This window comes from Curtobacterium citreum, from assembly GCF_006715175.1.
GTDB classification, from domain to species: Bacteria; Actinomycetota; Actinomycetes; order Actinomycetales; family Microbacteriaceae; genus Curtobacterium; species Curtobacterium citreum.
Genome location: NZ_VFMQ01000001.1, coordinates 530,669 through 546,245, shown reverse-complemented (window position 1 = coordinate 546,245; position 15,577 = coordinate 530,669). Strand labels below are relative to the sequence as shown.

The following is a 15,577-nucleotide window of genomic DNA, read 5'->3' as shown; positions in this document are numbered from 1 at the left end:
CTCGTGAGGAGGAGGGTGCCGTGGCAGGAGCCATCGCCGTGCTCGCCGCAGCCGGAGTCCCGACGACGGGCACGCGGCGCCAGCGGGGTCAGCGGTGACCACCGTCCGGACGCCCTTCGCGGGTCCGGTCGTCGCCCTGGCGGACGTGCCGGACCCGGTGTTCGCCGAACAGCTCGTCGGTGCCGGGGTCGCGGTCGACCCCACTGGAGCCGAGGGCCCCGTCACCGCGGTCGCCCCGGTCGACGGCTCGATCGTCAAGCTGCACCCGCACGCGTTCGCCCTGCAGGGTGCGGCGGGGACCGACGTCCTCGTGCACGTCGGCATCGATACGGTGAAGCTCGGGGGCGAGGGCTTCGAGCTGCTCGCGGCCGAGGGCGACACCGTCCGCGCGGGCGACCCCGTCGTGCGGTTCACCCCGTCGGTGATCTCCGCCGCCGGCTACTCCCCCGTCTGCCCGGTGGTGGTGCTCGGCAGCGCGCCGGACTCCGTCGAGCAGTCCACCGTGGGCTCGGTGCTCACCGACGGCGCAACGCTCTTCACGGTCTGACACCGCGCGCAGCGCGGGACCGGCGGTGGAGGTCAGGCGGCCGGGCTGGTCGCCGTGACCTCCATCTGCACGCGGTAGCGGTCCGAGCGGTACCAGGAGCGACTGTGCTCCACGGGCCGGTCGCCGGAGTACGACACCCGGTCGAACTCGAGCACGGGCGCACCCGTCTTCGTCCCGAGCAGGGTCGCGACGTCGTCGGCGGCGGGCTTCGCCGCGACGGTCTGCTGTGCGCGGTCGATCGGGGTGTCGTACTCGGTCGCCGCGAGCGAGTACACGGACCCGGACAGGTCGTGCTCGAGCAGCCCGGGGAACGCGTCCGCCGAGAGCCACGCGTCGTCGATCGACACCGGTGCCCCGTCGGCCATCCGCAGGCGCTTGAGGTGGTACGCGGTCGCACCGTCCCCCAGGCGCAGCGCGGCCACGGTGTCGGCGGGCGGCACGGTCTCCTCGCGGACGAGCACGACGGTGGTCGGAACGTGCCCGAGCGCCCGCATCTCCTCGGTGAAGGACGCCAGGTGCAGCGTCGACTGCACGGGCCGGTGGGCGACGAAGGTCCCCTTGCCGCGCACGCGCTCCAGGTAGCCCTCGTTGACGAGCTGCCCGAGCGCCTCGCGCACCGTGATCCGCGAGACCCCGTACTCGGCGATGAGCTGCCGCTCCGACGGGATGGCCGCACCGGGGGCGAGCCGGGTCGTCGCGAGGTCGAGCAGGATCCGCCGCAGCTGCTGGTGCTTCGGTTCGGCACCCTCGGTGATGCGGCTCGTCATGCGGGTCCCTCTGCTCCGTCGCTCGGCGTGCTGGTGGTCCAGGTGGTCATGCGCGGACATGACCAGTGGGCCTCACAGTAGCGATTCGATCGGTGTTCGCCAACGTCGTGACAAGATGACGCCCGTGACCACGGTGGTGATCGTCGACGACGAGACGCTCGTCCGCTACGGCTTCGAGCTCATCCTCGGCGCCGCGGCGGACATCGAGGTGCTCGCCACGAGCGGGGACGTGGACGCGGTGGAGACCGTGCGGCGGCACCGACCCGACGTGGTCCTGCTCGACGTGCGGATGCCCCGGGTCAACGGGCTGCAGGTCCTCGCCCAGCTGCGCGAGCTGCCCGAACCGCCGGCCGTCGCGATGCTCACCACGTTCGACACCGACACGCAGGTCGTCGCCGAGGCGATGGACGCCGGTGCGGCCGGCTTCCTCCTCAAGGACACCGACCCCGAGTCGCTCGCCGAGTACGTCCGGGCGCTGGCCCGCGGGGGCATCGTGCTCGCCCCCGGCGTCGACCGCACCCGCCTGTTCGCGCTCCGCCGGAGCGCCGTCCCGCCGGAGCTGTCCGACCGTGAGCACGCCGTCGTGCGACTCGTCGCCGAGGGCGCGAGCAACCCCGAGATCGGCCAGCGCATCGGCGTCAGCACCGGCACCGTGAAGGAGGACGTGCGCGCCCTGCTCGCCGCCTTCGGCGTCACCACGCGCGTCCAGCTCGCGCTCCGCGCGGCCGAGGCCGGACTGCTGGATGGCTGAGACCGCCGGGCGGGTCCGGGCTGCGCTGTCGGGTCTGGACGGGAGGCTCGAGGGACTCGTCGACGCCGGCCTGCGCCGGGCGCGCGCCCGGAAGGCGCCGTGGTGGGTGGTCGACGCCGTGTTCCTGGCGGCTGCGGTCGTCGACGCGGTGCTCGACCTGTCGGGAGCCACGACGACGGAGATCACGCTGTCCCTGGTCGCCGCCGGGGCGCTGGTGCTCCGCCGACGCTTCCCCGTGCTGACCTTCGCGCTCACGATGCCCGGGCTCTTCATCGGCTCCGGGGTCGTCGCAGCGAGCATCGCCCTCTTCACCCTCGGCGAGCGCACGAGTCGACGGTGGCTGATGCTCCTCGCCGCGGTCGTGCAGTTCGTCGGGTTCAGCGGCTTCGTCGTCGGTCCCCCGCAGCAGCTCGACGAGATCGTCGTGTCCACCGTCTACGCGCTCATCTTCGCCCTCGGACCGCTCGCGATCGGCATGCTCGTCCGCACCCGGGCGGTGCTCGTCGACCGCATCGCCGAACTCCGGGCGTCCCGCGCCGAGGAACGTCGTCGGGGCGCCGAGATCGCACTGTCCCGCGAGCGGGCGCTCCTGGCCCGCGAGATGCACGACGTCGTCTCGCACCAGGTCACGCTCATCGCGGTGCAGGCCGGCGGGATGCAGATGGCCGGACGCGACGACCGGGAGCGCGAGTTCGCGCGGACGATCCGGCAGCTCTGCGTCGTGACCCTGCAGGAGCTCCGCGAGATGGTGCAGGTGCTCCGCGCGTCCGGCGGCACCGACCGCGAGATGGCACCGCAGCCCCTGCTCGGCGACCTCGACCGGCTCATCGGGGCGAGCGGCCTGGAGACCTCGGTCGCGGTCGACCTGCCGGACACCCTGTCGCAGCCGGTGCAGCGCGCCGTCTACCGCTTCGTGCAGGAGGGCCTGACGAACGTCCGGAAGCACGCGCCGGGGGCGAGCGTCCGGATCAGCGGCCGGCTGCACCGCGAGCAGGTGCTCGTCGACGTCGTGAACGGGCCGCCGCGTGCCGAGCGACTGGAGCTCCCGGGGTCCGGTCTCGGGCTCATCGGACTGGGTGAACGCGCGTCGCTGCTCGGCGGTCGGCTCGAGTCCGGCCCGCAACCCGGGGACGGCTTCGCGCTGCACCTGCGCCTGCCCGTCGAGCACGTCCCGCCGGAGGTCGCGGTCGGAGCACCACCGCGCGGGTGACCGGCGATGGCCGATCGGCCACCCGGGTTCACGCCACCGCCCGATGCCGGAACGGTGGCACCTCGGCTGTGATGACACCGTGGCACCCAACACCCTCGTCGCAGCAATCCGCCGGCACCCGGTCTCGACCGCCGTCGCCGTGGCCTCCGTCGTCCTCGTCGTCACCGCACGCATCGCGCACGCCGAGCCGGACTTCCCGCACCACCCGCCCGTCGCCTGGGCCGCCCTCGTGGTCGTCGTGCTCGCCACCCTGCTCGCAGAACGCACCCTCGGATCGCTCCGCACGGTGGCCATCGGCGTGCTCGCTCCCCTGGCCGCCGCCGGGACGACCCTCCTCGCCGTCACGGTCGGCGCCGCCATGGGCGAGGCGCACGCCGAGACCGCGGCGGGCCAGCCGCTCTTCGCCCCCTCGATGGTCGCGACGGCCCTCGTCGGCGCCGCCTCCGCGACGATGCCCGTCGGCCGCCGTCGCCGGATCCGGGCCGTCCTCTGGACGGTCGTCCTGACCCTCGTGCTGTTCGCCGGGCACGGGTCCGACACCGCGCGTGCCCTCGCGACCCTGTTCGGGACCGCAGCCGGCGCGATCGTGGCGCGCCGTGCCTCCCGGCCGGCCCCGGAGCGCCCGCGGACCGCCGCCCGTCCCGCCGTCCAGCCCCGTTCGGTCGTCGTCGCGACGCTCGCGTCGCTCGGTGCCGGCACGCTCGTGACCCTCGTCGTGCCGCAGCCGGACGGCGTGCTCTCGCCGTTCGCGGACGCGATGAGCGACCGGGCGACCGTCCTGGTCGGCATCCTGCTCCTCGCCGCCGCCTGGCTCGTCCACCGCGGCCGTCGGACCGGTGTCGTCCTGGCCGCCGGGCTGCTCGTCGTGCTGACCGCCGTGCTCGCCGACGTGTTCCTCATCGAGCCGATGAGCGAGGGCTTCGTGCAGTGGCGGGGCCTGACCATCGACGAGGTCGAGTGGCAGGTGACGCTGCTCGGCGCCTGGGCCGTGCCCGCCGCCGTGCTGCTGGCCGTCGTGCTCCTGCGCGGCCGGCTCGTCCGGGCCCGCTTCGCCGCGGCGACCCTCGGCGACACGGGCTACCGGGAGATGCTCCGCGACGGGGACGCCGGTACCCTCGGCCACATGGGGACGTGGACCGGCAACGCCACCTGGACCCACCCCGACGGGCTGGGCGCGGTGGCCTACCGCGTGCACGGCGACGTCGCCCTGACGGTCTCCGACCCCGCCTGCGCCGCCCGCGACCGCGCCGAGGTCGTCACCGCCTTCGCCCGAGCCTGCGAGCGGAACGGCTGGACGCCCGCGTTCACGAGCGTCCACGAGTCCGTCCGCACGATCCTCGCCACCGAGGGCTGGGCGTCCTTCCCGGTCGGCGTCGAGTCGGTGCTCGACGTGACGACGTTCGACCTGCGCGGCAAGAAGCGGCAGGACCTCCGGACGGCGTCGAACCGCGCCGACCGCGAGGGCCTGCGCGACGAGTGGACGACCCTGGCCGCGCTCGACCCGGCGATGCGCGCCCAGGTCGAGGCGATCTGCACCCGCTGGGCGGCCGACCGGCGTCTGCCGGAGATGGGCTTCACGCTCGGCGGCTTCCGCGAGCTCGACGACCCCGACGTGCGGCTCCTGCTCGCCGTCACCGCCGACGACCGCGTCACCGCCGTGACCAGCTGGCTGCCCGTGCACGAACACGGCACCCTGACCGGCTACACGCTCGACGTGATGCGCCGCGGCGAGGACGGGATGCCCGGCGTCATGGAGTTCCTCATCGCCCGCACGGCCCTGCGTGCCCGCGAGGCCGGTCTGACCACCATCAGCCTGTCCGGCACGCCGCTCGCGCCGCACACCGACGCCGGCTCCTGGGTCGCCCGCGGGTCCGCGCTGCTCGCCCGGGTGCTCGAGCCGGTGTACGGGTTCCGGTCCCTGCAGCGGTTCAAGGAGAAGTTCGGCGCCCGGCACGAGCCGCTCTGGCTGGTCGTGCCGAGTGCGTTCCAGGCACCCCGGGTGGCCCGGGCCCTGACGAGCGCGTACGTGCCCGGACTCCGCCCGAAGCACCTGTGGGCCCTCCGGCAGGCGCACACCGCCACCGCCGAGCCCGTCGCGCCGGCACCCGTCGGCGCGGGCAGCCGGTGAGCCCGACCGAGTGGCTGCTCGCGACGCCGCTGCAGGCGCCGAACAAGCTCGTCCCGATCGACACGGCCTTCGTCGTCCTCGCCCTCGTGGTGCTGCTGCCGGCGGTCCGGCGGTGGCGTGACCGCGCGGCCTGGCGACGGGTGGCCTGGCGAGCAGGGATCGCCCTCGCCGGCGCCGGACTGGTGCTCGTCGCGTGCTGGTTCACGACCTCGGTCGTCGACCTGTTCGGCGTCGCACTGAGCCCGGTCACACAGATGTGGAGCGCCTTCGCCGGTGCCGCCCTCGCCCTGGCCGTCACCGGGATCGTGCACGGCGGCGGGTGGCGGCGGGCCCTCGCGATCGTGCTCGTCCCCGCGGCGCTCGTCGTGCCCGCGCTCGGGATCAACGTCGAGTTCGCGAAGTACCCGACCCTCGGCACCGTCGTGCAGAGCGACCCCTACCCGACCTACCACGCGGGGGCCCGGTCGACCGCGCACCCGACCCCTGGCGGCCCGACGGCCTCCGCCACCCCGGCGATGCCCGCGTCCGGGCAGATCGTCTCCGCGGACATCCCGGGCACGCGCTCCGGCTTCCACCCCCGGCCGGCGGCGATGTACCTGCCGCCGGCGGCGCTCGTCCCGGACCCGCAGCCACTCCCGGTCGTGATCGCGTTCTCCGGGCAGCCGGGCGCCCCGAGCGACCTGTTCACCGCCGGACAGCTCGCCACGCCCCTCGACGAGTACGCCCGGGCCCACGGCGGTCGAGCGCCCATCGTCGTGTCGGTCGACCAGCTCTCCTCGCCGGGGCTCAACACGATGTGCGTCGACTCCCGACTCGGGAACGTCGACACCTACGTCACGCAGGACGTCCCAGCGTGGATCCTCGCGAACACCCCCGCGACGACCGACCGCAAGGCCTGGGGGCTGACCGGGTTCTCGCAGGGGGCGACCTGCACGATGCAGTTCCTGTCCGGTCACCCGGGTGACTTCGGCGCTGCCCTCGCCGTCTCGAGCGAGCTGCAGCCGATCGACCAGAGCCCGCGGCACAGCGCCGACGAAGCCTTCGGCGGCTCGATCGCGCGGTGGCAGGCCGCGGCGCCGATCGCCCTGCTGCGGCAGAACGGGCTCGCCGGGCACAGCGTGTGGCTCGTCGCGGGGTCGGTGGACGGGGAGTTCACGGCGAACGCGCGGAAGCTCGGCGCTGCTGCGACGGCAGCCGGGGCCCGGGTGTCGGTGTCGAGCGCGCCGGGGAGCGGGCACGACTGGAACACCGTGCAGTGGGCGTTCCGGACGGACGTGACACCGTTCTGCGACGCGCTGTTCACCCAGTGATCGAACAACCAATATACAACGTTCCAGAAGGCTGGGCATCAGTTCCGGTTGCTGCCATCGTGGTCGTGCCCGTTCCGGGCACACCACGAAGGGGGAACGATGAACCGCACACACAAGCACATGCTGGTCGGCCTCGCGCTGACCGTCGGCCTGGTGGCCGGCACCGCCGCGACGGCGACGGCCGCGCCGCTCGAGCAACTCGGGTCCGGTCCTGACGCCGGCGGTGTCGTCCTGTCCACCGCGGACACGACCACGGTCTCGAGGACGACGGGCGTCGGCGGGACAGCCCGCGGCGGCGACGGAGCGTTCTGGCAGTACGGCGTGAGCGGCGGCGACGTCTGGTCGAACTACTTCCGCGAACGGAGCTGTCACGGCGCGACGGCGGTGGGGAAGAAGACCAAGCGCGTGACGAACGTACCGGGCGGCAGGTACGCCTACGCAGCGACCCCGAAGGCCGGCAGCGGCAACCAGGCGTACTACCACAACTGCTGACACGCAGGGCGGGCGCCCCGGCGGCGCCCGCCCTGCTCGGGGACCGAGGGGAACGCACGTGTCGCACCGGATGCTGCAGCTCGCATACGCCGTGCCCGCCGTCCTCGCGGTCGTGCTCGGCTTCGTCGGGCTGCTCCAGGTCGCGGAGTCCGGCGCGGTCGGTAGCACCGGGACGGTGACGGCCACCGCCGGCGCCGCGACGGGATCCAACGAGCGCGTCGCCGCGGCGCTCGAGCGCGTCGCCCGGACCGAACACGTCACCATCGTCCGCTTCGTCGCCGACCGCGCCTCGCCCGTCGATCGTCGGACGGCGCTCACGACCGGGGCACCCGGGACGCGTGGCGCGACGTGGCTGCGGACCGGCTACCCGGACTTCTCCCGTGGCATGTCCACCCGCGTCGAGCCGATGGCGGCGCTGGTCGAATTCGACCCCACCGGGACCTACGAGCTCGACGGGAGCGACCTCGCCCGGAGTGCGACGGTCGACGCGCTGCGCAGCGTCGGCTACGAGGCGTCGTCGGAGGCGATCCCGCTCGCACGGCGGCTCGGCATGAGCGACCGACTCGACGGGACGCTCGGGCTCGTGGGACTCGTGGTCACCGGCGCGGTCGTCCTGTGCCTGGTCGGGACCGTGGGAGCCCCGCGGCGGTACGCGGTGCAGCAGGCGTTCGGCCGGAGCAGCGGCGCGGTCCTGCTCGGCGAATGCTCCGTCGTGCGAGCACTGCTCCCCCTGATCGGGGTCGCTGTCCCGACGGGAGCCGCCGCGCTCTGGTGGTACAACCGCCTCGCGGACGTGGGCCCGTTCGTGCTGGCGGTCGCGGCGATCGCCGCCGTGCTCCTCCTCCCCGTCATCGCGGCGCACGGCGTCGGCGTCCTGGCCGCGCTCCGCGTGCCGATGGCGGAGGGGGTCCGCGGTGCGCGCCCGACCGCCCCGCTCGTCGCACTCGCCCAAGTTGCGCGGTTCCCGGCGGTGCTCCTGCTCGTCGCCGCGGTGTTCGACCTCGTCGGCGCGACCGCGGTGGCGCGGTCGGGTTCGATGGACCGCGACCTCCGTGCCGCCGGTGCGAGCGTGCAGCTCTGGGTCACGCCGGACCCACGCCCGGTCGACACGCAGGAGTACTGGGACCGCATCGGGGACTTCGCGGCGTCCGCACTCGTGGACGGCGGCGCGATCCTCGCCGCGCCGGTCGAAGTGCCGGTCGGTGCCGCGCGCTCGACCGTCCCGGTGCTGTTCGTGGACGACGGGTACCTCCGGCTCCGGGACGTCCGCGCGACCGACGGCTCGCGTGTCTCGCCCGGCAGCACCCGACCGGCGGTGTGGCTCCCGGACGGGACGGACCTCGACGGGACGGGGCTCGTCCGGGCGCTTCGAGACTGGGACCTGCGGAACGCCGCAGAGCCGGGCGTGCACCTGTCAGCCGTCCGGCTGGCCGACGGTCCGCTCTACACCTTCCCGGGCGACGCGACGACCCCGACGTGGCTGGACGACGCCGCGCTGGTCGTCGTGCCCGACCCTGCCCGTGTCTTCACACCGGACCAGCTCGGGTCGTGGCTGTCGAGCGGCGACGTCGTCTTCCGCACCCGGGCCGACGCCGAGCGCAGCATCACCCGCGCTGGGATCGGACGCGAGTTCAGTGCCGTCGTCGACGTCGGGCAGGCCGCGGCCGAGGAGGCACGACGCGCGCGCCTCGCCGTCGGCGTCGGGACGGCAGCGGTGGTGAGCGGGCTCGCCGTCGCGGTGTCGCTCTCGGTCCTCGCCACCGCGGCACACCGACGGCGTTCCGGCCGACGGCGCTTCGTGCTCGCCACGGCCGGGGTGTCCGGACTCCGCGCGGACCTGGGGCTGTTCGCGGTCGAGTTCATCCTCGTGGCCTGCGGAGTCGTCGCCGTCGTCGAAACCTGGGTCGGCCGACGTCCGGACGGGACCGGGTTGCACTCCGTGCTGGACCCCGTCGCCCGCGCGGCGGACCCCGCGGCGCTGCTCGCTGCCGCGGTCGTCGTCACCCTGGCCGCCGTCGGAGTGGTCGTCGTCGGCTCGACGGCCCGGACCGTCGTCCGGGAGCGAGGAGCAGGAGCGCGATGATCGAGGTCCAGGACGCGTCGAAGCGCCGCGGCGGTCGGCTGTTGTGGCACGGGTTGTCCTTCCGCGTCGAACCCGGGGAGGTCCTCGCCCTCCGCGGCCCGAGCGGTTCAGGCAAGTCGACCCTGCTCGACTGCATCGGCCACCTCGACACGCTCGACGCCGGCCGCATCATCCTCGACGGTCGCACCGCCGGTGGGAACGCCAGGCGCGCACGCCACATCCGGCGGGACCTGCTCGGGTACCTGTTCCAGGACTTCGGGCTGGTTCCCGACCTGTCCGTGACGGCGAACATCGAGCTGGCGCTCCCCGGTCCACGGCACCGGGTCGGTACGGCGCCGTCGGTCACCGCCGCACTCCGGAGCGTCGGTCTGGACCGCCGCGGTCCGGACCGTGCTCACGAGCTGAGCGGCGGGGAACAACAGCGCGTCGCACTCGCGCGACTGCTCGTGAAGCAGCCCCGCATCGTGCTCGCCGACGAGCCGACGAGCGCGCTCGACGACACGAACGCCGAAGTCGTGCTCACGCACCTGGAGGCGCTGGCTGCGGCCGGCGCTGCGATCGTGGTCGCCACCCACTCCGACGCGGTCAGCGGCTGGGCAGACAGGAGCCTGACCCTGACGACCGCGGACTGACCCGACGCGCAGGAGACGGGCGACAGGTGCCGAACCCCGACGAACGCGTCAGGCGTTGCGCACGAGCCAGGCGAACTGGTCGTCCGTGAGTGCCCGGTCGGCCCACACCTGGCGCTCCACCCCGTCCGGCAGCGGCGCGGCCGAGCTGCCCTGCCACACCATCGCGAGTCCAGCCGCCCGCAGTACCGCTGCGGACGCCGGGTTGTTCGTGAGGACCCGGCCCGTCACCGGCACGTGGGCGTCGACCCGGGCCGCCGCGTCGACGGCGGTTCGGGCGATCTCCTTCGCGTAGCCGTGGCCCCAGGACTCGGGCGCGAGCCGGTAGCCCAGGTTCCACACGTGGCCGGCGGTCATGTCGACGCCACCGACGCCGACGAACGTGCCGTCGGTCGTCCGGACGGCCCACGAGCCGAGCCCGTGCCGCGCGCGACCACCGATCTTCCGCTGCACCATGTCGATGGTGGACGAGCGGGTCGTGTGCCGCGCCGTCGGCAGGTGCGTCCACGTGCGCGCGTCGGAGAACAGCGCGTGCACGTCGTCGATGTCCGCCGGGGTGAGCGGCGTCAGCACCAGGCGATCCGTCCGGATCTCCTGCGCCGGGGTCAGGAGCTGGTGGGCCATGCACCGATCATCGCCCGCGCCACCGACAACGCGGTGAACACCACGCGACGTCCGCGTGATCCGGCCCGGGCGTGCGGGAACCCGCAGGCGCTCAGTCGAGCAGGAGCGCCGGCTCCTCGATGATCGACGCGATGTCGGCGACGAAGCGCGAGGCCACGTCGCCGTCCACCACGCGGTGGTCGAACGAGGCGCCGATCGTGGTCACCATCCGCGCGCGGACCTCGCCGTCGACGACCCACGGCTTTGGCTTGATCGTGCCCATAGCCACGATCGCGACCTCGCCCGGGTTGAGGATCGGCGTCCCGGTGTCCATGCCGAACACCCCGATGTTGGTGATCGTCACGGTGCCGTCGGCCATCTGCTTCGGCGTGGTCTTGCCGTCGCGGGCCGTCAGGGTCAGCTCCTCGAGCGCCTGGGCGAGCTCGAACAGGGACATGTCCTGCGCGTCCTTGATGTTCGGCACGATGAGCCCGCGCGGGGTCGCCGCGGCGATGCCGAGGTTCACGAAGTGGTGGACGATGATCTCCTGGTCGGTCCAGGTCGAGTTCACCGAACGGTTGCGGCGGACGGCCCAGATCACGGCCTTCGCGAAGACGAGGAGCGGCGACACCTTCACGCCGGCGAACGTCGGCGACGCCTTCAGGCGCTTGACGAACTCCATGGTGCGGGTGGCGTCGACGTCGACGAACAGCGAGACGTGCGGCGCGGTGAACTTCGACGTGGTCATCGCGGTCGCGATCGCCTTGCGCACGCCCTTCACCGGGATCGTCTCGCGGCGGACGTCGCCCCACTCGGGCGTCTCGATGTTCCGGAAGACGCCGGCCTGCTTGGCGTGCCGGATGACGTCGTCGCGCGTGACCTCGCCGGCGAGCCCGGTGGGCACGACCTCGGTCAGCTCGACGTCGAGGTCCTTCGCGAGCTTGCGGATCGGCGGCTTCGCGAGGACGTTCACGGCGGCGAGGGCCTTGCGCGGGCGCGTGCCCTGGGCGGCGACGGCCTGCGCCGTCGAGTCCTCACCCGGGTCCGACGCGGCCTCGGCAGCCGCCTGCGCGTCCGCACTGGAGGCACGGCTCGCCTCGGCCGCGAGGGCTGCGGCCCGGCGGGCACCCGGCTTGCGACGCGACGGGGACGTGGTCGCCGAGCCGTAGCCGACGAGGACGGCCCCGGAGGACTCGTCGGAGCCGACGACCGTGGCGTGGTCGGCGACCTCGGGGGCCGCCGCGGCGTGACGCGCCGCCGGCGCGGCCGCGGCGGGAGCAGATGCGGCCGGAGCCGCGGGCGGGGTCTGTGCAGCGGGAGCCTGTGCGGCGGGGGCCTGCGCGGCGGGGGCCTGCGCGGCGGGAGCGGGCGCCGGGGTGGACGCGACCACGGGCGAGGTCGGGACGCTGTCGGCGACCGGCGCCGTGCCTCCCGGCTGGACACCGGTGGGTGCACCGGAGGCGACCGACGCGTCGGACTCGACCCGGATGATCGGCTTCCCGACCTCGACCGTGTCGCCCTCGGACACGAGCAGTCCGGTGACGGTGCCGGCGAACGGCGACGGGAGCTCGACGAGGGACTTCGCGGTCTCGATCTCGACGAGGACCTGGTCCACGGCGATCTCGTCCCCGATCGCCACGCGCCACTGCACGATCTCGGCCTCGGTCAGGCCTTCGCCCACGTCGGGCAGGGGGAATTCGGCGGTGGCCACTACGGCTCCTTCGACGGTCAGGACGGTTCTGGTCAGTACGCGAGTGCGCGGTCGACGGCTTCGAGGACCCGGTCGGCGTCGGGCAGGTGCAGGTGTTCGAGCTTCGAGACCGGGAACGGCACGTCGAAGCCGGACACCCGCAGCGGCGGCGCCTGCATCGTGTAGAAGCAGTGCTCGGCGACGGTCGCGGCGATCTCGCTGCCGACGCTGACGAAGCCGGAGGCCTCTTGTGCGATGACGAGGCGCCCGGTCTTCCGCACCGAGGCGAAGAGCGGCTCCCAGTCGATCGGCGAGATCGAGCGGAGGTCGATGACCTCGCAGCTCGTGCCCTCGGACTCGGCGAGCTCGGCGGCCTGCATGAGCGTCGCCACCATCGCGCCGTGGCCGACGAGGGTGACCTCGCTGCCGGTGCGGGCGACGCGCGTCGTGTGCATCGGGACGTGGCCGCCGATCAGGTCGACCTCGCCCTTCGGCCAGTAGCGGGACTTCGGCTCGAGGAAGATCACCGGGTCCTTCGACGCGATGGCCTCCTGGATCATCCAGTACGCGTCGTTCGGCGTGCTCGGGCTCACCACGCGGAGACCAGGGGTGTGCGCGAAGTACGCCTCCGGGGACTCCTGGTGGTGCTCGACGGCGCCGATGTGCCCGCCGTAGGGGATGCGGATGACGACCGGCAGCGACATGTGCGCCGGCAGTCGGTTCTGCATCTTCGCGAGCTGCGAGGTGATCTGGTCGAATCCCGGCCAGACGAAGCCGTCGAACTGGATCTCGACGACCGGGCGGTAGCCGCGCAGGGCGAGCCCGATCGCGGTGCCGATGATGCCGGACTCCGCGAGCGGGGTGTCCCGGACGCGCGCGGCGCCGAACCGCTCCTGCAGGCCCTCGGTGATGCGGAAGACGCCGCCGAGCTGGCCGATGTCCTCGCCCATCAGCAGGACCTTGTCGTCCGCCTGCATCGCCGCGGCGAGCCCGGCGTTGAGCGCCTTCGCCATCGGCAGGTTCGGGGTGGGGTCGCTCGGGACCTCGCCGGCACCGGGGTGGGCGCGGAGCGTGTAGTCGAAGAGCTGCTCGGTGGTGCTCATCAGTGGGAGCCCCCTTCGTAACCGGCCTCGTAGCGTTCGAGCCAGGCCTGCTGGTCGGCGACCGTCGGATGCGGCTCGCGGTACACGTTCTGGAACATGACGTCGATCGACGGCGGGGCCAGGGCGACCGTGCGGCGTCGGACGTCGGCGGCGATGTCCTCGCCCTCCTCGTCGAACACGGCGAGCTGCGCGTCGGTGACGCCGAGGCTGCGGAGGTAGGCGGCCGACCGGCTGATCGGGTCGCGGCGGACCCACTCGGCCAGCTCGTCGTCCTCGCGGTAGCGGCTCGGGTCGTCGGAGCTCGTGTGCGCGCCGATGCGGTACGTGTCGGCCTCGACGAAGGCGGGACCCTGACCGCTGCGGGCGTGGTCGGTCGCGACGACGGACGCCGTGTACGAGGCGAGGACGTCGTTGCCGTCGACCCGGACGCTCGGGATGCCGAAGCCGCGGGGGCGGTCGACGAGCGGGCTCGGCGACTGCGTGGTCACCGGGACGGAGATCGCCCAGTGGTTGTTCTGCAGGAAGAAGACCACGGGGGCCTTCGTCGAGGCCGCGAAGACGTAGGCCTCGTTGACGTCGCCCTGGCTGGTCGCGCCGTCGCCGAAGTAGACGATGGTGCACGAGTCGACGTCGGGGTCACCGGTGCCGACGACGCCGTCGAGCTGCTGGCCGAGCGCGTAGCCCGTCGCGTGCAGCGTCTGCGACCCGATGACGAGGGTCGAGATGTGCGTGTTGCCGCGCTCGTCCGGGTCCCACCCGCCGTGGGTCTGCCCGCGGTACATCGCGATGATCTCCATCGGCTCGACGCCGCGGTGCATCGTGACGGCGTGCTCGCGGTACGACGGGAAGACGTGGTCCTGCGCCCGGAGCGCGAAGACCGAGCCGACCTGCGCGGCCTCCTGTCCGTGGCTCGGCACCCACAGGCCGAGCTGTCCGGTGCGCTGGAGGTTGTGCCCGGCGTGGTCGAACCGCCGGGTGAGGACCATCCGGCGGTGCATCGCCAGCAGGGTCTCCTGCGGGATCGCCCGGGCAGCGGCGGCGTACTCGGCGTTCTCGTCGGTCTCCACGAACCGGCCCTCGGGGTCGAGGAGCCGGACGGTGGTCGACTCGGGTGCCGCGGCGCGGAATGACATGCCGGTCAGCGTAGCGGGCGGTCCGAGGGGGCCATCTGGAGGTCCTCCACAAGCGAGGCCGCTGTTTCGAGGAGCGTTTCCACAGCCTCGTGCTCGCCGATCGAGATGCGGACCCCCTCGTTCCCGAAGGCCCGGACGATGATCCCCGCGCGGTCGAAGGCATCGGCCGCATGTGCGGTGCGTTCCCCGGTCGGCAACCAGACGAAGTTGCCCTGCGCGTCCGGCACGTCCCAGCCCTGGTCGCGGAGCGCGGCGACGATCCGGTCGCGGGACTGCGCGAGCTCGGCGACGCGCTCGAGCAGTTCGTCCTCGCGCTCCAGGCTCGCGAGCGCGGCCGCCTGCCCCTGCGCCGTCACGGACAGCGGGATGGCGCACGCGCGGACGGCATCGAGCACGTACGCCGGGCCGAGGGCGTAGCCGACACGCAGACCCGCGAGGCCGTACGCCTTCGAGAACGTCCGCAGCACGACGAGGTTCGGGTACCGCTCGAGCAGCGGAGCGCCCCGGACGGCGGTCGGCTCGGTCACGAACTCGGCGTAGGCCTCGTCGAGCACGACGAGCACCGTCGCCGGCACCCGCGCCATGAACGCGTCGAACTCCGCGGCGGTCACGACCGGCCCGGTGGGGTTGTTCGGGGAGCAGACGATCACCATGCGCGTGCGCTCGGTCACGGCGGCGGCCATCGCGTCGAGGTCGTGCCCGCCGTCCGGCCGGTTCGGGACCTGCACGCCCGTGGCGCCGGCGATTGTGACGACGCCCGGGTACGCCTCGAACGAGCGCCACGCGTAGACGACCTCGTCGCCGGGGGCGCTCACGGCGCGGGCGAGCTCGTGCAGGATCGCGACGCTCCCCGGGGCGACGTGCACCTGGTCCGGGGTCAGGCCGAACCGGTTCGCGAGCACCGCGCGGACGGCGAGGGCGGTGGCGTCCGGGTAGCGGTTGAAGGCGGTCTGGGCCTGCACCGCCTCGACGACGCCGGGCAGCGGCGGGAAGGGGTTCTCGTTGCTCGAGAGCTTGAAGGCGTCCGCGGCGGCCTGCCGACCCTGCTGGTACGCGGGGAGGACCGCGATCTCGGGCCGGATGTGCACGCGCGTGTCAGTCACGCAGACAGCGTAACCGCGTGTCGGTCAC

General features: G+C 73.5%; 14 protein-coding genes. 8 read left to right on the top strand and 6 right to left on the bottom strand.

Annotated elements, in window-relative coordinates:
* The first annotated feature begins 94 nt into the window (after positions 1–94).
* The gene (locus FB462_RS02740; protein WP_114850380.1) at positions 95–547 is read left to right on the top strand and encodes a PTS sugar transporter subunit IIA; all 453 of its coding nucleotides are present in this window, start codon (positions 95–97) and stop codon (positions 545–547) included.
* 32 nt (positions 548–579) lie between these two features.
* Here FB462_RS02740 and FB462_RS02735 read toward each other — a convergent pair whose 3' ends face one another.
* On the bottom strand, positions 580–1,314 hold the full coding sequence (locus FB462_RS02735) for a GntR family transcriptional regulator (protein ID WP_141860010.1): 735 nt from the start codon (positions 1,312–1,314) through the stop codon (positions 580–582).
* A 124-nt stretch (positions 1,315–1,438) separates the two neighbouring features.
* Here FB462_RS02735 and FB462_RS02730 point away from each other — a divergent pair, with 124 nt between their 5' ends.
* The 7 genes from FB462_RS02730 (at position 1,439) to FB462_RS02700 (ending at position 9,920) form a co-directional block, all read left to right on the top strand.
* On the top strand, positions 1,439–2,065 hold the full coding sequence (locus FB462_RS02730) for a response regulator (RefSeq protein WP_206609173.1): 627 nt from the start codon (positions 1,439–1,441) through the stop codon (positions 2,063–2,065).
* Positions 2,058–3,275, top strand: coding sequence for a sensor histidine kinase (locus FB462_RS02725; RefSeq protein WP_141860009.1), 1,218 nt, complete (start codon positions 2,058–2,060; stop codon positions 3,273–3,275). The genes FB462_RS02730 and FB462_RS02725 overlap by 8 nt, the downstream gene beginning before the upstream one ends.
* Positions 3,276–3,354: 79 nt before the next feature.
* Entirely contained in the window at positions 3,355–5,403 is a 2,049-nt protein-coding gene (locus tag FB462_RS02720) for a bifunctional lysylphosphatidylglycerol flippase/synthetase MprF (protein WP_167509974.1), read from the top strand.
* On the top strand, positions 5,400–6,713 hold the full coding sequence (locus FB462_RS02715) for an alpha/beta hydrolase (RefSeq protein WP_141860004.1): 1,314 nt from the start codon (positions 5,400–5,402) through the stop codon (positions 6,711–6,713). The genes FB462_RS02720 and FB462_RS02715 overlap by 4 nt, the downstream gene beginning before the upstream one ends.
* 99 nt (positions 6,714–6,812) lie before the next feature.
* Positions 6,813–7,205 carry a lactococcin 972 family bacteriocin gene (locus FB462_RS02710; protein ID WP_141860003.1) on the top strand — a complete coding sequence of 131 codons (393 nt, stop codon included), beginning with the start codon at positions 6,813–6,815 and terminating at the stop codon, positions 7,203–7,205.
* A gap of 70 nt (positions 7,206–7,275) precedes the next feature.
* The gene (locus tag FB462_RS02705; RefSeq protein WP_141860001.1) at positions 7,276–9,288 is read left to right on the top strand and encodes a hypothetical protein; all 2,013 of its coding nucleotides are present in this window, start codon (positions 7,276–7,278) and stop codon (positions 9,286–9,288) included.
* A complete protein-coding gene (locus FB462_RS02700) occupies positions 9,285–9,920 on the top strand; it encodes an ABC transporter ATP-binding protein (protein WP_141859998.1) in 636 nt (211 codons plus the stop codon). The genes FB462_RS02705 and FB462_RS02700 overlap by 4 nt, the downstream gene beginning before the upstream one ends.
* Before the next feature lie 48 nt (positions 9,921–9,968).
* Here FB462_RS02700 and FB462_RS02695 read toward each other — a convergent pair whose 3' ends face one another.
* From FB462_RS02695 to hisC, 5 genes are all read right to left on the bottom strand, one after another.
* The gene (locus tag FB462_RS02695; RefSeq protein WP_141859996.1) at positions 9,969–10,541 is read right to left on the bottom strand and encodes a GNAT family N-acetyltransferase; all 573 of its coding nucleotides are present in this window, start codon (positions 10,539–10,541) and stop codon (positions 9,969–9,971) included.
* Between the two features lie 91 nt (positions 10,542–10,632).
* Positions 10,633–12,231: a dihydrolipoamide acetyltransferase family protein gene (locus tag FB462_RS02690; protein ID WP_141859994.1), complete on the bottom strand. Its 1,599-nt coding sequence runs from the start codon at positions 12,229–12,231 to the stop codon at positions 10,633–10,635.
* Between the two features lie 32 nt (positions 12,232–12,263).
* A complete protein-coding gene (locus FB462_RS02685) occupies positions 12,264–13,223 on the bottom strand; it encodes an alpha-ketoacid dehydrogenase subunit beta (RefSeq protein ID WP_114850442.1) in 960 nt (319 codons plus the stop codon).
* Positions 13,224–13,312: 89 nt separating this feature from the next.
* Entirely contained in the window at positions 13,313–14,446 is a 1,134-nt protein-coding gene (locus FB462_RS02680; protein WP_141859992.1) for a thiamine pyrophosphate-dependent enzyme, read from the bottom strand.
* Positions 14,447–14,451: 5 nt separating this feature from the next.
* A complete protein-coding gene (hisC, locus tag FB462_RS02675; RefSeq protein WP_141859990.1) occupies positions 14,452–15,549 on the bottom strand; it encodes a histidinol-phosphate transaminase in 1,098 nt (365 codons plus the stop codon).
* Positions 15,550–15,577: the final 28 nt, after the last annotated feature.